This is a genomic window from Dechloromonas sp. TW-R-39-2 (assembly GCF_016864195.1).
In the GTDB taxonomy this organism is placed as follows: domain Bacteria; phylum Pseudomonadota; class Gammaproteobacteria; order Burkholderiales; family Rhodocyclaceae; genus Azonexus.
The window spans coordinates 304,655-323,834 of the sequence record NZ_CP045202.1 but is presented as its reverse complement, the minus strand read 5'-3'; the positions used below and the strand labels follow the sequence as shown (position 1 = coordinate 323,834).

Genomic DNA, 19,180 nt, shown 5'->3' with positions numbered 1-19,180 from the left:
CCTGCCGGCGCAGGGGCCTGTGTGCATCCGGCGCCTGTTTTCTGGCGCTGCATGCCGTGATTCAAGGCGTGGAATTGTACTGGAAGTGCACAGGAAGAAAATCCTCGGCCGAAGATCATCCCCGGCGCCTTAATCGCGCAATTCCCGCCCAGTCAGCTTGATGAATACGTCTTCAAGGTTTGAGGCACGATGTACGTAGCGCAGGCCGTCGGCTTCGGCCAGTTTGGCCAAAAGTTCGCGCGGTTCGCGGCAGTAGAAGAAGGCGGTTTCGCCGCTGGTTTCGACGCGCTCGGCCAGGGCTCGGTGGTTTTCAACAAAATTGGCCAGTTGACCGCCGGATTCGTCGAAAACTTCAATGACTTGTGGTTCGATGTGCTCGGCAATCAGCTGGCGCGGGCTGCCTTCGGTGATTTTCCGGCCATGGTCGATGACGATCAGGCGGTCGCACAGACGCTCGGCTTCGTCCATGAAATGCGTTGTCAGAATCAGCGTCTTACCGGCCGATTTGAGCTGTTTCAGTCGATCCCAGATCAGGTGGCGGGCTTGCGGATCGAGGCCGGTGGTCGGCTCGTCGAGAAAGATGATGTCGGGGTTGTTGACCAGGGCGCGGGCCATCGTCAGACGGCGTTTCATGCCGCCCGAGAGCGTCGCGATGCGTGCGTCGGCCTTGCCGGTCAGGCCGGCGAATTCGAGCAGCTGCGGAATACGTGCCTTGACCTCGGCATCCTTCAGCCCGAAATAGCGGCCGAAAACGAGCAGGTTTTCGCTGGCGGTGAAGTCCGGGTCAAGATTGTCGAACTGCGGAACGACCCCGATGCGCGCTCTCGCCTTTTGGGCGTCGGCCGGAATGGTGTGGCCGTTCAGCGCGATGTTGCCGCTGTCTGGCGCGGTCAACCCGAGACAAAGGCGCAAAGTCGTTGTCTTGCCGGCGCCGTTCGGGCCAAGCAGGCCGAAGCAGGTGCCGGGTTCAACCGCGAAGGACAGGCCGGCAACCACTTCGTTGCCGGCATAGGCCTTGCGCAGCGCGTCGACGACTAGTGCCGCCATGCGCGGGTGATGATGTCGCGGATCTGGTGCAGGCGACGATGGAAGAAGTGATCGGCCCCGGGGACGACGACGACCGGCAGGTCGAGCGGCAAGGCCCAGTCGAAGACGTTGGCCAGCGGCACCGTTTCATCGGCCGAACCGTGGATGACGATGGTGTCGTGCGGCACGGCTTCGGTATCGTACTGGCGGCTGCCCTCGACATGGCCGGCGGCGGTGCCGACCAGGACCAGACGCTGGGCCGGATGGCCGGCATCCTGCAAGCGCTTGGCGACGCGGGTCTGGCAATAGGCGCCGAACGAGAAACCGGCCAGCGCCACCGGCAGGTCGCCGCAGCGACGCTTGGCTTCTTCGAGCACGGCGAGCAGGTCGTCGGTTTCGCCACGGCCTTCATCGTGTTCGCCTTCGGTCGCGCCGACACCGCGGAAATTCGGACGGAAGGCGGCGTAGCCGAGGCTGACGAAGGTCCGGGCCAGCGTGTAGGCAACCTTGTTGGTATTGGCGCCGCCGCCCATCGGGTGCGGGTGGGCGATCAGCGCGATGCCGCGTGGCGCGTCCGGACGTTCCATGATGACGTCGATCTTGCCGACCGGTCCATCAACGAGGAATTTTTCTTCGGGCGCCTTCATAGCTTGAGACGTTCCACAACGTTGCCCTTGATCAGGTGTTCCTGGATGATTTCTTCAACATCTTCGTTATCGACATAGTTGTACCAGGTTTCTTCCGGGTACACGACCAGAACCGGGCCCTGGTCGCAGCGACCGAGGCAGCCAGCCTTGTTGATGCGGACGGCGCCGGCACCGTTCTGCTTGAGCGCGCCGATACGGTCCTTGGCGTAGGCGAAGGCCGTAGAGCCGCCAAGATTGTTGCAACACGGTTCGCCAGCTTCGCGCTGGTTGGTGCAGAAAAATACGTGGTGCTTGAAATAGCTCATCGGGAATCTCCTGTGGGAGGGTGAATTATAGGCCGTCCCGTTTCACGTGAAACGTTGCCCAGTGTTTTTCGAGGCCGATCAGCAGCGCGCAGAACCATGCGAAAAGCGTGATTTCAGCCCATTCGGTCCAACCGATCGGTGCGGTCTGGAACAGTGTGTTGAGGGGTGGCCAGTAAGTCAGCAGCAACTGCAGGACAAGCATGCCAGCGACGCCGCCCCAGATCCAGGGATTCGAGAAAAGCCCCTGTTTCCAGAATCCGACGGTCAGGGAGCGGCAGTTGAACAGGTAGAAGATTTCGACCATGACGAAGACGTTGACCGCGACAGTGCGTGCTTCGGCGAGCGTGTGGCCCTGATCGAGTTCGCGCAGGAAAAGACCGAATGAACCGGCGAGCAGCAGTAGAGAAACCAGCGTGATGCGCCGGATCAAGGCGTGGTCGAGGACCGGTGTATTGAGTCGGCGTGGCGGTCGTTGCATGATGCCGCGCTCGATCGGTTCGAAGGCCAGCGTCAGGCCGAGCAGCACGGCGGTGGTCATGTTGATCCAGAGAATCTGCAGCGGCGTGATCGGCAATGTTGCGCCGAAAATGATGGCGGCAACGATGACCAGACCTTCGCCAAAATTAGTCGGCAATGTCCAGGTGATGAATTTGACCAGATTGTCCCAGACGCCCCGCCCTTCCTCGACGGCGGCTTCGATGCTGGCAAAATTGTCGTCGGTCAGCACCATGTCGGCGGCGGCCTTGGCCACTTCGGTGCCGCCCTGGCCCATGGCAATGCCGATGTCGGCTTGTTTCAGGGCGGGGGCATCGTTGACGCCGTCGCCGGTCATCGCCACCACTTCACCACGGCCCTGCAAGGCGCGGACGAGACGCAGTTTTTGCTCGGGTTCAACACGGGCAAAGACATCGGCCTCGTGAGCGGCGGCGGCCAGTGCCGGTTCATCGAGCCGGGCCAGTTCCCGGCCGGTCATCACCCGTTCGCCGTTCAGGCCGATTTGGCGCGCAATGGCTTGTGCCGTGACGGCATGGTCGCCGGTGATCATCTTGACCCGGATGCCGGCCGAGTGGCAGTGTCGGATGGCGCCGATAGCCGCCTTGCGTGGCGGATCGATCATGCCGACCAGGCCGAGCAGCGTCAGGTCGGCGACGATGCCATCGTCGAGCGGCGCGTTGTCCGGACATTGCCGGCTGGCCAGCAACAGGACGCGCATTCCCTGCCTGGCCAGCGCGTGCGCGGCTTGTTCGACATCGCTCGGCTTGAATGGGCCGATTTGACCCTCTTGTTGCAGTTGACCGCGGCAAAGCGGCAGCAGTTTTTCCACCGCGCCTTTCAGGTAAAGATGTTGTCCGCGATCCGTCCGGTGCGCCGTGGCCATGTATTGGCGCGAGGCGTCGAATGGGAGCTCGTCGTGACGCGGCAGCAAGGTCCTGAGCGTCTGTTCGGCCAGGCCACCCTTGCGGGCGACGACTAGCAAGGCCGCTTCGGTCGGGTCGCCGGTGATTTTCCAGTGCGCGCCGCTGCGATTCAGGTGGGCATCGTTGCACAGGGCGCCGGCAACGAGTATCTCCCGCAAGGCGCCGGTGATCTCGGCGGGGTTTTCCTGTTGGCTGATCGTGCCTTCCGGCACGTAGCCGTGGCCGCTGACCTCAAAACTTTGGCCGGCGGCCCAGAGGGCGCGAACGGTCATGGCGTTTTCGGTCAGGGTGCCGGTTTTGTCCGAGCAGATGATGGTGGTGCTGCCCAGTGTCTCGACGGCTGGCAAGTGCCGGATGATCGCCCGGCGGCGTGCCATGCGGGCAACGCCGATGGCCAGGGTGACGGTGACGGCGGCTGGCAGTCCTTCCGGAATCGCGCCGACGGCCAAGGCAACCGCGGCCATGAACATCTCGAAGGCGCTTTCGCCGCGTGCCAGCCCGATACCGAAGGTGAGCAGCGCGAGTCCGCCGATCGCCCAGAGCAGCCAGTTCGAAAAGGCCGTCATCTTGCGGGTCAATGGCGTGGCGAGTTCATCCGCCGCGGCGATCAGGCCGGCAATGCGCCCGGTCTCCGTGGCGTCGCCGGTGGCAATCACGATACCGCTGCCCTGACCCGCCACCACGGTGGTGCCGGCGTAGGCCATGTTGTGGCGTTCGGCCAGCATTGTTTCCTGCGCGATGACTTCGTTGTGTTTGCTGACCGGCAGCGATTCACCGGTCAGCATCGAGTCGTCTGTGTGCAATTCGCGCTGATGAAAAAGACGCAGGTCGGCCGGGGTGCGGTCGCCGGCGGCAAGGCGCACGATGTCGCCGGGAACGAGTTGGCGGGCATCGAGTTGCTGATGCTGGCCGCTGCGCAAGACGGTTACCGGCGTGCTGACGGTCCGGGCCAGTGCGGCCAGGGCGCCTTCGGCTTGTGCTTCCTGCCAGTAGCCGATGGCAGCGTTGACCAGAACGACGCCGAAAATGACGCTGCTGTCGATCCATTCACCCAGTCCGGCGGTGATGCTGCCGGCCCCGAGGAGGACGATGACGAGCGGCTGGGAAAGCTGGCCGACAAACCGCTTCCAGCCCGGAGTCGCATTGCTCCGGCTTAATTGATTGGGGCCGTGCCGGGTGAGCCGTGCGTCGGCCTCGATCGCGTCGAGACCGCGCTGCAGATCGGTCGACAGGCGCCGGGCGGCGTCTTCAGCCGTTTCCGCATGCCAGCTTACGGTCGACGTGTTGTCAGGAGCAGAAATGGCAGGGTCAGGAAAGGCCATAGCGTACCCACAAGTCGGGTGAGGCCGTTGAAATTGAGAAAGTGACCTTGCCGCCAGGTGGCCAGAGCAGCGGTCGAATACGGGTTGGGCGGCGCCAGATTGACCAGGACGGTGCCGGCCATCAGGGCCATGGCCGCGATCATCAGGCGCGGCGTGGCGGGCAGCAGCAAGGTCAGTGCGAGGGTGACGGCAGCGAGTCCCAGACCGGTCTGGGCGCCGGGGGTCAGCCAGGCCAGTGCTTCACCCGGGCTGATCAGGATGGCTGCGGCCAGTGTCCGGATGGCCAGTCCGAGCAGCAGAAAAAGCGGCACGATCAGATAGGCGACGATCAGGCGGGCGCACAACATCCGGACAATCAGGCCGACCGCCAGGGCATTGAAGGCGGTGATGCTGGCATCAATCAACATGAAGCTTTCGGCAGCAAAAGGCACCGCGCCGCTCAAACCGAGCGTCTGACGCAAATCACCTGCACCGAACAGCAGGGTTTCCGGCGACAGTGGGACGAGCAGCCAGAGGCCGAGCAGGGTCAGGCCGAGTTCGGCGTGGGGAATCGGGGCGATGACCTCATCCTGCCAGGCTGAAATTCGCGCAAAAACACGTGGCCCGACGCTTTGTGCCCACATCGCACCGAATAATCCGCCCAGACTGTTGCAGGCCAGATCAAGATTGGACGGGACGCGCGACGGGAGCCAGCTTTGTATGGCTTCCATGCCAAAACTGACGCCGCCGGCAAGCAGTACGGCGAGTACAAGTGCGGTCAGCCGTCCAGGCAGGCCATAAAGCGCCAGGGTCAAAAAGAAGCCGAGTGGCAGGTAGACCGCGACATTGGCGGCCAGGTCAAAAAAGGTCCAATAGCGCGGCAGGCCGCCTTCGAGAAAGGCAAAAGGTGAAATGCCGGTGTCGCGCCAGCCGGTAAATGGGTGCAGGCTACCGTAGATGACCAGCCCGAGCCAGGCGAGTGCAAGGTAGCGGGAAAGCAGGATGGGGCCGCGGGAAAACTGGGACATGTCCCAATTTTATGGACTATCGACGGTGCCGTCAGCCCTTATCTTTAGTAACAATCATTCTGTTTTGGCTGCAGTACGCCCTGCTCCCGACTCAATGTCAGGTAATCGTGACTTGCCGGGCCATTTCAACCCGCTTTAATGGCGGTGCGGGTGTTCTGCCGTGTGGTGGGTTTCTGCTGCCGCGCGATGGTGTAAGGCGCTGTGCATGTCTTCGAGCGGCATGGCATGGCCGACCCATTGCGGCAGCAAGGATCCGGCCACCATGCCCAGCATACTGACGGCCAGGCCGATCAGTTGCGGCGGGACAAGACTGGCTTCGCCAACCAGCAGTTCAATCAGCAGCCATGAAACGAGGCCGCCGAAAATGGCACAGAGCGCGCCCTGCGTGCTGGCCCGCCGCCAGAAAGCACCGAAGAACAAGGGAACGAAAGCACCGGCCAGCGTGACTTTGTAGGCATTTTCAACCATCTTGAAAATGCTGGCGTTGGAGTTGAGCGCAAAGCACAGGACGATACAGGCAAAGACAACGATTGAAGCCCGCATGACCATCAGGAAGCGACGGTCATCCATGTGCGGGAAAAAGCCGCGGATGATGTTTTCCGAAAAAGCGACCGAAGGTGCCAGCAAGGTAGCCGACGAGCAACTCATGATGGCCGACAGCACGGCGCCGAAGAAAATGGCTTGGGCAAAGACCGGAGTGTGCTGCAGGACAAGGGTTGGCAGGACGAGTTGCGAATCGGTCTGCAGCAGGCCGTTGAACAATTCAGGGTCGATCAGGGTCGCCGAATAAGCGATGAACATCGGGACAAAAGTGAAGCAGAAATAGATCGATGCGCCGAGCACCGAGCCCCACAGCGCAATTTTCTGGCTCTTGGCGGAGGTGATGCGCTGGAAGACATCCTGTTGCGGAATCGAGCCTAGCATCATCGTCATCCAGGCGCCGAGAAAGGTCAGCCATTGCCAGGGGTCGGGGGGGGGAAAGAAATCGAGCTTGCCTGCGGTCGACGCGTGATTGATGACCAATTCGACGCCGCCGGTCAGGCCGGAGACGATGTAGCCGATGTACAGCATGCCGCCCATGATGACGCCCATCTGGACGAAATCGAGAATGGCGACTGAGAGCATGCCGCCGAAGGTGGTGTAGGTCAGCACGATGGCGGCGCCGAGGATCATGCCGGCGCTCTGGCTGATGTAGCCGTTGGTCACGACATTGAACACCAGGCCGAGCGCCTTGATCTGGGCCGATACCCAGCCGAGATAGCTGGCGACGATGCACAGTGTGGTGAGGACTTCGACGCTGCGGTTGTAACGCATCCGGAAATAATCGCCGAGCGTCAGGATGTTCAGCTTGTAGAGTTTCCTGGCGAAAAAGAAGCCGGCGATGATCAGGCACATGGCCGAGCCGAATGGGTCGGCAACGACCCCGCGCAAACCGTCCTTGACGAAGGTGGCGGAAACGCCAAAGACAGCTTCGGCCCCAAACCAGGTGGCAAATACGGTTGCGGTGACGACCGGTAGCGGCAGGTGGCGTCCGGCGACGGCAAAGTCTTTGGCGCTATGAACGCGGGTTGCCGCAAACAGGCCGATGCCGATGGAAACGAGCAGGTAAAGGACGACGAACCAAATCAGCATTTTTGCGCGGTCGACCGTGGCAAGAGGTTGAAAACGCGGGAATTATACGGTCAATGCGGACTGTCGTTGCGCTTGCCAGAAGTGCTCAGAATGGAACTGGGCAGTGAAACTCCAGGCGCTCTTCGGTCAGCGGGTGAAAGACCGCCAGGTCGCGGGCGTGCAATTGCAGGCGGTCGGCCATGAATTCAGCTTCGCCGCCATACAGGTCGTCGCCGAGAATGGGGTGGCCGATCGACAATAAATGAACCCGCAACTGGTGCGAACGGCCGGTCACCGGCTCCAGCTCGACGCGGCTGCTGCGACCATCTGCGGCGGTCGATACAACGCGATAGCGGGTCAGCGAGGGGCGGCCGAGTTCGAAGTCGACCATCTGCTTCGGCCGGTTAGGCCAGTCGACGATCAGTGGCAGATTGATTTCACCGCTCTTGTTTTCCGGCTGGCCGATCACCACGGCGACGTAAAGCTTGTCCACCTTGCGGTCCTGGAATTGACGCGACAGTCGGCGGTGCATTTCCGGACCGCGTGCGAAAACCAGCAGCCCCGAGGTTTGCATGTCGAGTCGATGGACGGTCAGCGCATCGGGAAAGTCGCGCTGAACCCGGGTCAGCAGGCAATCCTGCTTCTCTTCGCCGCGCCCCGGCACCGACAGCAGGCCATGCGGTTTGTTGACGATGATCATCGACGGGTCGGCGTAAAGATAATCGAGGGGGGCGAGCGGGGGCGGCGAATACGTCATTGGCGGAAAATCTGCAGGCGGCGAAATGGCAAGGCAGCAATGCGGACTTGCATTCGCAGGGCGCCAACGGTATAACTGTAAATATACACAGTATATTGTGTGTCGTGCGCTGCTCGCTATACGCAAAGCTTCGACGAAAGGTGTGGAGCATACGCATTCCCCGTCGGCGGTGTCTATCGGTAGTGATCATGAACCCGGTAACTGCAATTTCTATTCCATCTTTGGCCCCTGTGCCATAATTCCGTCAAATTCTAGAGGTATGCCCATGGACGACAACAAGGCAAAGGCGCTCGCCGCAGCGCTGCAACAGATCGAAAAGCAGTTCGGCAAAGGTTCCATCATGAAGATGGGCGATGCCGAAATTGACGAAGGCATTCAGGTTGTCTCGACCGGTTCGCTCGGTCTCGATATCGCGCTTGGCGTCGGCGGCCTGCCGCGCGGTCGCGTTGTCGAAATCTACGGCCCGGAATCTTCCGGCAAGACGACGCTGTGTCTGCAGGTCGTTGCCGAAATGCAGAAACTCGGTGGTACTGCTGCCTTCATCGATGCCGAACATGCGCTTGATCCGCAATACGCCCAGAAGCTCGGCGTCAATGTCGGCGACCTGCTGATTTCCCAGCCGGACACCGGCGAACAGGCTCTTGAAATCGCTGACATGCTGGTTCGTTCCGGCTCGGTCGACATCATCATCATCGACTCCGTCGCCGCCCTCACCCCGCGGGCTGAAATCGAAGGCGAAATGGGCGATCAGATGGTCGGCCTGCACGCCCGCCTGATGTCCCAGGCACTGCGCAAGCTGACCGCCAACATCAAGAAGACCAACACGCTGGTTATCTTCATCAACCAGATCCGGATGAAGATCGGCGTCATGTTCGGTTCGCCGGAAACCACTACCGGCGGCAATGCACTCAAGTTCTACGCCTCCGTCCGCCTCGACATCCGCCGCATCGGCGGCATCAAGAAGGGCGACGAAGTGATTGGCAGCGAAACCAAGGTCAAGGTCGTCAAGAACAAGGTCTCCCCGCCGTTCCGCGAAGCCATTTTCGACATCCTGTACGGCGAAGGTATTTCCCGTCACGGCGAAATCGTCGAAATGGGCGTCGCCCACAAGCTGGTCGACAAATCCGGTGCCTGGTATGCCTACAAAGGCGAAAAGATCGGTCAGGGCAAGGACAACGCGCGCGAATTCCTCCGGGCCAATCCGGAAATTGCCCAGGAAATCGAGGCCGGTATTCGCGAAGCGGCCAGCACCAACGTGATCAAACCGGTCAAGGCCGCCAAGGCTGATGCCTGATCCGGTTGTTGCGCTGCGTGTCGCGGCTCTCCGACTCCTTACCCGGCGTGATCACAGCCGGGCGGAGTTGAAGGCCAAGCTCGCCGCGCAGGCGGAATCCGAGGAACAGCTCGATGCTGTCCTCGAAAGACTGCAGGCGGAGCGCCTGCTCTCGGATTCCCGTTTTGCCACTCAGCGCGTCGTTGCCCGGGCCGGACGTTACGGCAACGCGCGGCTGCGCCAGGAGTTGCGCCAGACCGGCGTGAGCGATGATGAAATCGCTGCAGCCTTGCCGGAAGCCGGCGACGAGACCGAGCGTTGTCGTCAGGTTTGGGCAAGAAAGTTCAAGCAGTTGCCGCAATCGGCTGAAGAGCGCGGCAAGCAGATGCGATTTTTGCAATATCGTGGTTTTTCCGGCGACGCCATACGCCGAGTGATGCGCGGAGCCGAAGAATGACGGACAAAAAGATTTCCACGCTGGCTGCCCACAACCTGAAGAAGCGCTACAAGTCGCACACGGTGGTTGAGGATGTGTCTTTTGAGGTCAAAAGTGGAGAGGTCGTTGGTTTGCTCGGGCCGAATGGTGCTGGCAAGACAACCTGTTTCTACATGATTGTCGGTCTGGTACCGGCTGATGGCGGCGAGGTTTACATCGACGATGCGAAGCTGACCCACCTGCCGATGCACAGCCGGGCCCGCCAGGGCTTGTCCTATTTGCCGCAGGAAGCCTCGGTCTTTCGCAAGCTGAACGTCGAGGAAAACATTCGTGCCGTGCTGGAACTGCTCGATCTGCCCGAGAAAGAGTTGAATGACCGACTGGAGGGTTTGCTCGGCGAACTGCATATCGGCCATGTCCGTCACGTCAATGCTGCAGCGCTTTCCGGCGGCGAGCGCCGGCGTGTCGAAATTGCCCGGGCCCTGGCAACCAGCCCGCGCTTCATCCTGCTGGATGAGCCGTTTGCCGGGGTCGACCCGATTGCGGTACTTGAAATCCAGAAAATCATCCGTTTCCTCAAGGAGCGGGGCATCGGGGTACTGATCACCGATCACAACGTGCGTGAAACCCTGGGTATTTGCGATCACGCCTACATTATCAGTGCGGGGCGCGTTCTGGCCGCTGGCCGTCCGGATGAAATCGTTGATAATGAAAGTGTGCGCAAGGTTTACCTTGGCGAGCATTTCAAGCTCTGACCGATAAGCAGCGTCCCTACCCCATTCGATGAAACCGGCACTTCAACTCAAGCTTTCCCAGCATCTGGCCCTGACGCCACAGTTGCAGCAATCGATCAAGTTGCTGCAACTATCGACGATCGAGATGCAGCAGGAAATCGAGCGCTATCTGCTTGAGAATCCGATGCTTGAACGGGATGATGACGCCGGAACGGAGTCTTATTCTTCGGCTCAGCAATTCGATGCGCCGAAGAGCGATGAGGGTGAGCGCGAACAGCGGGCTGAGCGCGACGAACGGGATGCGCGTGAAGAGCGCGAGCAGGATATTCCGAGTGCGCCATCCGACGTCGATGACGATCGCTGGTCATCCGATGCCGGTACCTATACCGGGGCAGGTCGCGATGAAGACGATGACAGCGACAGCCACGACATCCATGCCGCAACAACCAGTTTGCGCGATCACCTCGGCTGGCAATTGGGCATGACCCAGTTGTCGGACCGGGATCGCAGCCTGGTGCGTTTCCTGATCGAAGCGCTTGATGATGATGGCTATCTCTCGGCGCCTCTCGACGAGTTATGGGAAACCCTGCCGCCCGAGTATGAAATCGAGCTGGAGGAACTGGAAATTGCGCTCCGCCATATCCAGAGCTTTGATCCGACAGGTATCGGTGCGCGTGGGCCGAAAGAATGCCTCGCCCTGCAGCTGAAGGTTTTGCCGGAAACTTCGGTGCGCAACCTGGCGCTGACCATTGTCGAGCAACACCTTGAATTACTCGCCGCCCGCGACTTTGCCAAAATCCGTCGTCTGACGGATTGCGAAGATCCCGCCCTGAAAGCGGCACACAGTTTGATCGTCAGCCTTGATCCTCGCCCGGGCGCACGTTTCGCAGCCATTGAAGCACGCTATATCACCCCGGATGTGATGGTTCGCAAGCTCAAGGGAAAGTGGACCGCCTATATCAATCCGGATGCCTATCCGCGTTTGCGGATCAATCGGTTGTACGCTGAAATCCTGTCACGCCAGCGTCGTGGAAACGGCAACATGACCGGCCAGCTACAGGAAGCACGCTGGCTGATCAAGAATGTTCAGCAACGGTTTGAAACGATTCACCGCGTCACCCAGGCGATCGTCGATCGTCAGCGCCAGTTTTTCGAGCATGGCGAAGTGGCGATGCGTCCGCTCGTGTTGCGCGAGATTGCCGATATTCTCGGTTTGCACGAGTCGACCGTGTCACGCGTTACCAGCCAGAAATACATGGCCACGCCGCGCGGTATCTTTGAATTGAAATACTTTTTTGGCAGTCACGTTGCCACCGATACCGGTGGTGCGTGTTCTGCAACGGCCATCCGGGCACTGATCAAACAACTGATCGGCGCAGAAGATGGCAAGAAGCCCTTGTCGGATAGCCAATTATCCGAAATACTAGGCCAGCAGGGAATCGTTGTAGCCCGACGCACAGTAGCCAAATACCGTGAATCGCTTAACATCCCGCCGGTCAATTTACGCAAGACCCTGTAGAGAGAGGAGAAAAGCATGAATCTGCAGATCACTGGTCACCATATCGACGTTACCCCTGCTTTGCGCGAGTACGTTGAAAACAAACTTGACCCTGTTGTTCGCCATTTCGATAAAGTCACCGGCGTTAACGTGATTTTGTCTGTCGAGAAGCTCAAGCAGAAAGCAGAAGTGACCGTCCACGTTCCGGGCAAGGACATGCATGTCGAAGAGTCCGGTGACGATCTCTACGCAGCGATTGACTCCATGTTTGACAAGCTTGATCGCCAGGTCCAGAAATACAAGCAAAAAGTTCAGGATCACCATCGCGGTGAAAAGCCTGTCATTCTCGCGGCAGAATAATTGCCGTTCGGCCGCAGCCACCGCGCTGCGGCCCATGCATCACTGAATTTTCCTATGAACCCCTTAGCCAATATTCTGTCAGCCACACAGGTCCTTCTTGATCTTGAGGCAGGCAGCAAAAAGCGGGTCTTCGAACAGGCCGGCATGCTTTTCGAGAGTCATCTCGGGCTTGCCCGTGCAGTTGTCTTCGAAAGCCTCTTTGCCCGTGAAAAACTGGGTTCGACCGGTCTTGGGCAAGGTATTGCCATTCCGCATGGTCGGATCAAGGGCCTCAAGCAGGCTGCCGGTGCTTTCTTGCGTCTGGCAACGCCCGTACCGTTCGACTCGCCGGATGGGCGTCCGGTCAATCTCCTGTTCGTGCTGCTGGTTCCAGAACAGGCGACAGAACAACATCTCCAGATTCTTTCCGAATTGGCCCAGCGCTTTGCCGAAAAGCCCTTCCGGGAAGCCTTGCTTGCGGCAACCGACCCTGCCGCTGTGGTTACCCTGTTTCAGGTCTGAGCCAATTTCGTGCGCCACATCAGCCTGACCCAGCTCTACGAAGATAATCGGGAAAAGCTGCTGCTTAGCTGGATGATGGCGCAGCAGGCCGAACGCAACATCGAGATCAAGTTGTCGAACAACTATGGTGCCGATGTGGTTGGGCACATCAACATCATTCACCCCGAACGACTGCAGGTCATGGGACAGGCCGAATATGACTGGGCTTTCCGGATCGGAGAGCGTCGGTTCGCGCAGATGTTTCTCGACCTGCTTGCGGCCCTGCCACCAGCAGTTATCGTTGCCGATGGTCTGACGCCGCCGGATATCCTGATCGATGCCTGCAAGCAGACGAATACGCCGCTACTTTTGTCCCCCAAGCCCTGCTCGGCAGTGATTGATCTGTTGCGCATTTACCTGTCTGCCCGACTGGCTGATACGGTCAATCTGCACGGTGTATTCATGGATGTGCTGGGCATGGGCGTGCTGATCACCGGCGATTCCGGGGTTGGCAAATCAGAACTGGCGCTTGAGCTCATTTCGCGTGGCCACGGTCTGGTCGCCGACGATGTAGTCGAAATGGCCCGTATTGCACCGACCACGATAGAAGGACGCTGCCCCGGCATGTTGCGCGACTTCCTGGAGGTTCGCGGTCTGGGCTTGCTGAATATCCGGACTATTTTCGGCGAAACGGCTTCCCGCCGGAAAATGAAACTGAAACTGATCGTCCATTTGCAAAAGACGGTTTCTGCCGGCGATGCTCCCCGTTTGCCGCTCGATGCCCAAACCCAGGAAGTGCTGGGGGTGCCGGTCAGAAAGGTGGTCATTCCGGTTGCTGCAGGCCGCAATCTGGCCGTCTTGCTGGAGGCTGCCGTGCGCAATACCATCCTGCAGCTACGGGGAATCGACAGCATGCAGGACTTCATGGATCGCCAGCAGCGCATGATGCTTGACGATGATGCATGAATGATCGATAGTTGCCCGGCTACTATCAACCAACCCCGAGGGACTGAACGATGAAAAAACTGATTAGCCTTTTGCTTGTTGCTTTTGCCGCTTCATCCGTTTATGCCGCCGATGATTGCGCTTCGCGTGCTGCCGAAAAGAAACTGGCGGGTGCTGCCAAGAACAGCTTCATGAAAAAATGCGAAGCCGATGCACAAGGCCCGGCTGCTGCAACCTGCAATGCGACGGCCAAGGAAAAGAAACTGGCCGGGGCTGCGAAGAACAGCTTCGTGAAAAAATGTGTCGCTGATGCTCAGGCAGGTGGCGCGAAGTAACGCGGTCAACCATTGAAAAAGGCCATCTTTGGATGGCCTTTTTATTTACTGCAGGCTGAATTCGGCCTTGTCCGCCGAAGGGTCGTTGCCTGAGTTGCCAAAGGCGATCCAGCCCTCACCTTCGAGGCGCATTTCATGGTGCCTGACCATGACCTCCCGATGCTTTCCGAAGCTGACAAAACTGCCATTGGTGCTTGTGTCGACCAGAAAAAATCCCTCTGGCCGAAGTTCGATCCGGGCATGCTGACGAGAGGCTTTGCGATCTTCAACCAGAATCTTGCAGCCCAGATCGCGGCCAAAGGTGAGCGTCTGACTTTTTTCGTCCATCAGGAACGATTTACCACGATAGCGAATGGTCAGTTTCGCCGCTTGAGCAGCCGGTGGTGCGACAGCGACATCTTCCTTGGGGGCCGGGTTCCGGACCAGGAACAGGCTGACCGAGGCGGTCGACTCACGGATCGTCCCACGGCCGGGTTGGGCCTGCAGGATGATGGCCGGATGATCGATGACTTCCGCCTGAATTACCGAGCTGGCGAGAATCTGGTCGCCACCGGCGATACCGGCAATTCGAGCGGTCGTGGTGACTGTTTCGCCCACCGGCTTTTGTCCGTTGAAACTGACCAGCCCCGCATGAATGCCGATACGAATGCTCAGTTTGTGGCCCGACACCGCGGGCAGATCGGCGATGCGCTGTTGCATGTCGATGGCGGCAAGACAGGCTTCCGCCGCTGTTTCGAAACTGGCGAGTAATTCGTCACCGACCATTTCACCGATCAGGCCGCCATAGCCTTCGATCGAGCGGGACATCCGGTTGACGCAACGTTCGATGGCATAGGCCGCCTCGGCTTGGCCGAGATGCTCGAACAGCCCGGCACTGCCCGATATGTCGGCAAACATGATGACACGTCTTTGTTGTGCTTGGCTCATACCGGATCAGTGGCGGAAGTGGCGAAAGGGAGTTCGGATCAAAATGACAGATTGATTGGAATGCTACCTGACAATGGCATTTCCGGGGCATCAAAAGCAATATCGCCTTCTTCGATGGCGGTGTCCAGTGTCTGGCCTTTGAAGTCGAAAAACCGGTTGTCGGCGAGATGGGATGGCACGACATTCTGCATTGCGGTGAGTACCGATTCGGTCCGGCCCGGAAAACGTTTGTCCCAGTCGGCCATCATTTCCTTGATTTTCTGGCGCTGCAGATTTTCCTGCGACCCGCAGAGGTTGCAGGGAATGATTGGGAACTCCATGCCACGGGCAAATTTGGCGATATCGCTCTCGGCACAATAGGCCAGCGGACGAATCACGATGTGTGCCTTGTCGTCGGTGACCAGTTTGGGGGGCATGGCCTTCAGCTTGCCGCCAAACAGCAGGTTCAGGAACAACGTGTGCACCATGTCGTCACGGTGGTGGCCGAGGGCAATCTTGTTGGCACCCAACTCTTTGGCGGTGCGGTAAATGATGCCGCGACGCAGGCGGGAACAGAGCGAACAGGTGGTTTTGCCTTCTGGAATCTTGTCTTTGACGATCGAATAGGTATCCGATTCGACAATCCGATACTCAATCCCCACCGAATCAAGATAGCGCGGCAAGACATCGGCCGGAAAGCCGGGCTGCTTCTGGTCGAGATTCATGGCGATCAGGCGGAACTTGATCGGTGCACGCTGTTGCAAGGCCATCAGGACGGAGAGCAGCGTGTAGGAATCCTTGCCGCCAGACAGGCAGACGAGCACGGTGTCACCATCCTCGATCATGTTGTAGTCGGCAATGGCTTTGCCGGTACGGCTTTCGAGGGATTTGCGGAGTTTTTGCAGAGTATTTGAGATCGTCATGATGAATTTGCGCATTTGCCGTCTGCTTGCCGGAAATCAGACAAAAGACTGCGGTCGACCGTGAAAAAGGGGCGAGTTTACCTTGCCGGGTGCTTGCTGATGGCGACTAGATGACGTGAGATCGCACGAATTTCTGTTTCCAGCGAATCGATTTCTCGTGCAATACCATCGAGTTGATCATTTCTGGCTCGTACTTCAAGGCCACTGGCGACCCGTACGGCAGGTTCTGCTGCAAAACAGGCGAGCGATCCCCGAAAGCTGTGGGCCAGTCGTTCGAGCGTTGCAGCATCGTTGTCGGTTAGCGCATCACGCATGCGAGCGAAATCGCGCTCCCAGGTGTCGAGAAAAACGTCGGCAATGATTTCGACAGTCTCACGGTCTGCACTGCGTAGCGCAGCGGCGTAGTCGAAGGCACAGGGTTCTTCGTCTGGTGGATCGATCCGAGCCCCGAAATCGAGTAGTTTCTCAAGCAGTTCCTTGGTCTTGATCGGCTTCGAGATGTAGTCATCCATGCCTGCCCGGAGGCAGGCTTCCTTGTCGCCCTGCATTGCTGCCGCCGTCATGGCAATGATCGGTGTGCGCTTTTGTTGTTTGATAGCCTCGCGCTCACGGAACTGCCGTGTTGCATCCAGCCCGCCCATGACGGGCATCTGCATATCCATCAGGATCAGGTCGAACGATTGGTGATCGAGAATATCCAGTGCTTCCTGGCCGTGGTTGGCCAGGGTGGTCCGATGCCCCCATTTTTCGAGCAGGCCGAGCGCCAGTTTCTGATTGGTCGGATGATCTTCGACCAGCAGAATATCCAGCGTACGTTGTAATTCGCGCAGCGCATGGCGTGTGACCAATTGGGTTGGCGGTGTCGATGGTTCGCGGCTTGCATTGTCGAAAACCCGACAGAGTGCGGCAAGCAGTTCTTCCGAGGCAATCGGCTTCGAGAAGAAGCCGGCGATGCCGGCCTCCTGGCAGCGTTGGCCATCGCCGCGCATGGCACCGGATGAGAGCATCAGCATCGGAGGCAAATCGACATGTTCGCTGCGCAGAGAACTGGCCAGTGCATAGCCATCCATCTCCGGCATGTGGGCATCAAGGATGATGCAGTCGAAGCCGCGGGTGTCATTGCGCATCAGAATCAGGGCTGCGGCGCCTGAATCGACGTCTTCGGTAATCACATTCCAGGCGGCAAGCATGCCGCACAGGACGCGACGGTTCGTTGCATTGTCATCGACGATCAGCATCCGTCGTCCGCACAGATCGATCTGGCAGGCGGGCATGGGGGCCGGTTGAGCATCGATCTCCAGCGGTATGGCGAAATGGAAGGTACTGCCCTTGCCCGGCTCGCTGATCAAGCCCATTTCTCCGCCCATCAGTTCGACAAGGCGACGCGAGATCGACAGGCCGAGGCCAGTACCGCCGTATTTGCGTGTTGTCGAGGTGTCTTCCTGCGAGAAGGCGTCGAAGATCAGCAGTTGTTTGTCCTGGCTGATGCCGATGCCGGTGTCGCGAACGGAAAACTGGATCGTGGCCTGCTGGTCGAGTTTTGCGGTCAACGAGGTTTTGAGGGCAATTTCGCCTTTTTCGGTGAACTTGATCGCGTTGCCGATGAGATTGAGCAGAACCTGACGAATCCGGCTGGGGTCACCGATGACCTGGCGCGGAACATCGTGCTGGATCTCGCAAACCAGCTCAATGTTTTTCTCATGGGCGCGCAGGGCCAGCGTCTTCAAGGTATCGGCAATGACGCGATGGAGATCGAAGGAAATATGCTCGACCAGCAGTTTGCCGGCTTCGATTTTTGAAAAATCGAGGATATCGTTGATGATCGTCAGCAAGGCTTCGGACGATGATTTGACGATGCTCAGGAATTCGCGCTGTTCCTCGGTCAACGCCGTATCCAGGGCTAAATCCGTCATGCCGATGATGCCGTTCATCGGCGTACGGATTTCATGACTCATATTGGCCAGAAAATCGCTCTTTGCCCGGCTGGCCGCTTCGGCCGCTTCCTTGGCGAGCAGGCTGGCGGCTTCGGCCTGTTTGCGCTCGGTAATGTCGATAATCGTGCCGAGCAAACCGTAAGGACTGCCATCCTGCCGGTTGAGCGAAGCTTTGCGATAAATCGTGTCAAAGCGCAGGCCATCCTGGTTGTGCACCGACGCTTCATAAATCTGGGTGCCTTTGACGGCAAAGAGTTCGGCATCCTTCTCGGCATGGATACGGGCATCTTCCGGCGAGAGGATGTCGAACAGCGTGCGCCCGATGAAATCCTCGCGTCTGACATTGAACATCAGCTCGAAGGCACGGTTGAGCCGCATGTATCGTCCGGCGGTATCTTTCATGTAGACCGGCAAGGGGATAGCTTCGATCAACTCCTCGACCAGGTGCAGTTGTTCTGACAACTGGCTTTCCATCAATTTCCGGTCGGTGATTTCGGTCCGGATGCCGATATATTGTTCCGGCTGCCCGGCTTCATCGAGCAAGGGAACGATGGTGGCATTGACCCAGTAAAGGTTGCCGTTCCGGGCCCGATTGCACATTTCGCCATGCCACACCTGGCCCAGAGTGATCGTGCCCCACATGTCGCGGAACAGTGATGCCGGATGCGTCCCTGAATTGACGATGCGATGGCTCTGTCCGATCAGTTCTTCATGGGTATAGCCGCTGATCGCACAAAACCGGTCATTGGCGTAAAGGATGGTCCCATTGGCATCAGTGATGCTGACAATGGCGTGCTGGTCGAGGGCAAATTTCTGGTCGGCCAGCTGGCGGCGACCTTGCTCGCTTTCTGCGACAAGTTCCCCGATTTTTTGCGACAGTACAGCGATGTCGTCATCGGCCAGCGCCTGCTCGTTTTCAAGCGGATCACTTTGCGGCAGCAGATCCCGGGCGACCGCACGCAGGGACTTGAGCGCGCTTTCACGTCCGGCCAGTTCGTTACGCAGCTTATCGTTGGTTGCCGACAGTTCGCCTGATGAAATCTCCAGGCTGCGCGTGCGTAACTCAAGGTCACGCTCGTATTGATCGTAGCAGTTGCCGACACGCTCAAGCAGATCCCCAAATCCGGCCAGCAGCCCCTGCATCGCCGGATCAGCCGTTTCAGCTGCCGCCTGCAGGGTGGCCAGCAAACGAGCGAGCTCCGTCTCATCGGCAACGCCGATGCTGCGTTTGAGCTGGCGAAGAAGGGTCTTTTGCATGGCTGG

18 protein-coding genes are annotated in these 19,180 nt (G+C 59.0%); 8 read left to right on the top strand and 10 right to left on the bottom strand.

Features of this window, described 5'->3' with window-relative positions:
* Window positions 1-129: 129 nt before the first annotated feature.
* The 7 genes from GBK02_RS01600 to GBK02_RS01570 all read right to left on the bottom strand — a co-directional run bounded on the left by GBK02_RS01600 (window position 130) and on the right by GBK02_RS01570 (window position 8,093).
* Window positions 130-1,047: an ATP-binding cassette domain-containing protein gene (locus GBK02_RS01600; RefSeq protein ID WP_203468039.1), complete on the bottom strand. Its 918-nt coding sequence runs from the start codon at window positions 1,045-1,047 to the stop codon at window positions 130-132.
* Window positions 1,035-1,673, bottom strand: a complete 639-nt coding sequence (locus tag GBK02_RS01595) for an alpha/beta hydrolase (RefSeq protein ID WP_203468038.1) — start codon at window positions 1,671-1,673, stop codon at window positions 1,035-1,037. The genes GBK02_RS01600 and GBK02_RS01595 overlap by 13 nt, the downstream gene beginning before the upstream one ends.
* Window positions 1,670-1,978, bottom strand: a complete 309-nt coding sequence (locus GBK02_RS01590) for a ferredoxin (RefSeq protein ID WP_203468037.1) — start codon at window positions 1,976-1,978, stop codon at window positions 1,670-1,672. The genes GBK02_RS01595 and GBK02_RS01590 overlap by 4 nt, the downstream gene beginning before the upstream one ends.
* Window positions 1,979-2,003: 25 nt before the next feature.
* Window positions 2,004-4,718, bottom strand: a complete 2,715-nt coding sequence (locus GBK02_RS01585) for an HAD-IC family P-type ATPase (RefSeq protein WP_203468036.1) — start codon at window positions 4,716-4,718, stop codon at window positions 2,004-2,006.
* A complete protein-coding gene (locus tag GBK02_RS01580) occupies window positions 4,667-5,725 on the bottom strand; it encodes a VanZ family protein (RefSeq protein WP_203468035.1) in 1,059 nt (352 codons plus the stop codon). The genes GBK02_RS01585 and GBK02_RS01580 overlap by 52 nt, the downstream gene beginning before the upstream one ends.
* Window positions 5,726-5,860: 135 nt before the next feature.
* Entirely contained in the window at window positions 5,861-7,357 is a 1,497-nt protein-coding gene (locus GBK02_RS01575) for a sodium:solute symporter family protein (protein ID WP_203468034.1), read from the bottom strand.
* Window positions 7,358-7,442: 85 nt separating this feature from the next.
* Window positions 7,443-8,093, bottom strand: a complete 651-nt coding sequence (locus tag GBK02_RS01570) for a pseudouridine synthase (RefSeq protein WP_203468033.1) — start codon at window positions 8,091-8,093, stop codon at window positions 7,443-7,445.
* A 265-nt stretch (window positions 8,094-8,358) separates the two neighbouring features.
* On the opposite strand from GBK02_RS01570, the gene recA reads away from it, so the two are divergent.
* Genes recA through GBK02_RS01530 form a run of 8 tightly spaced genes read left to right on the top strand, consistent with a single transcriptional unit; the run spans window position 8,359 to window position 14,154 of the window.
* A complete protein-coding gene (gene recA, locus GBK02_RS01565; RefSeq protein ID WP_203468032.1) occupies window positions 8,359-9,387 on the top strand; it encodes a recombinase RecA in 1,029 nt (342 codons plus the stop codon).
* Entirely contained in the window at window positions 9,380-9,823 is a 444-nt protein-coding gene (gene recX, locus GBK02_RS01560) for a recombination regulator RecX (protein WP_203468031.1), read from the top strand. The genes recA and recX overlap by 8 nt, the downstream gene beginning before the upstream one ends.
* Window positions 9,820-10,557, top strand: coding sequence for an LPS export ABC transporter ATP-binding protein (lptB, locus tag GBK02_RS01555; protein ID WP_203468030.1), 738 nt, complete (start codon window positions 9,820-9,822; stop codon window positions 10,555-10,557). The genes recX and lptB overlap by 4 nt, the downstream gene beginning before the upstream one ends.
* Before the next feature lie 28 nt (window positions 10,558-10,585).
* Window positions 10,586-12,055, top strand: coding sequence for an RNA polymerase factor sigma-54 (locus tag GBK02_RS01550; protein ID WP_203468029.1), 1,470 nt, complete (start codon window positions 10,586-10,588; stop codon window positions 12,053-12,055).
* 15 nt (window positions 12,056-12,070) lie between these two features.
* The gene (hpf, locus tag GBK02_RS01545) at window positions 12,071-12,394 is read left to right on the top strand and encodes a ribosome hibernation-promoting factor, HPF/YfiA family (protein WP_203468028.1); all 324 of its coding nucleotides are present in this window, start codon (window positions 12,071-12,073) and stop codon (window positions 12,392-12,394) included.
* 54 nt (window positions 12,395-12,448) lie between these two features.
* Entirely contained in the window at window positions 12,449-12,895 is a 447-nt protein-coding gene (ptsN, locus tag GBK02_RS01540; RefSeq protein ID WP_203468027.1) for a PTS IIA-like nitrogen regulatory protein PtsN, read from the top strand.
* A gap of 9 nt (window positions 12,896-12,904) precedes the next feature.
* Window positions 12,905-13,840 carry an HPr(Ser) kinase/phosphatase gene (gene hprK / locus GBK02_RS01535; RefSeq protein WP_203468026.1) on the top strand — a complete coding sequence of 312 codons (936 nt, stop codon included), beginning with the start codon at window positions 12,905-12,907 and terminating at the stop codon, window positions 13,838-13,840.
* Window positions 13,841-13,890: 50 nt separating this feature from the next.
* On the top strand, window positions 13,891-14,154 hold the full coding sequence (locus GBK02_RS01530) for a PsiF family protein (RefSeq protein WP_203468025.1): 264 nt from the start codon (window positions 13,891-13,893) through the stop codon (window positions 14,152-14,154).
* A 45-nt stretch (window positions 14,155-14,199) separates the two neighbouring features.
* Here GBK02_RS01530 and GBK02_RS01525 read toward each other — a convergent pair whose 3' ends face one another.
* From GBK02_RS01525 to GBK02_RS01515, 3 genes are all read right to left on the bottom strand, one after another.
* A complete protein-coding gene (locus GBK02_RS01525; protein WP_203468024.1) occupies window positions 14,200-15,081 on the bottom strand; it encodes an adenylate/guanylate cyclase domain-containing protein in 882 nt (293 codons plus the stop codon).
* Window positions 15,082-15,119: 38 nt separating this feature from the next.
* Entirely contained in the window at window positions 15,120-15,983 is an 864-nt protein-coding gene (gene ttcA / locus GBK02_RS01520; protein ID WP_203469263.1) for a tRNA 2-thiocytidine(32) synthetase TtcA, read from the bottom strand.
* Between the two features lie 77 nt (window positions 15,984-16,060).
* A complete protein-coding gene (locus GBK02_RS01515; RefSeq protein WP_203468023.1) occupies window positions 16,061-19,174 on the bottom strand; it encodes a response regulator in 3,114 nt (1,037 codons plus the stop codon).
* Window positions 19,175-19,180 lie beyond the last annotated feature (6 nt).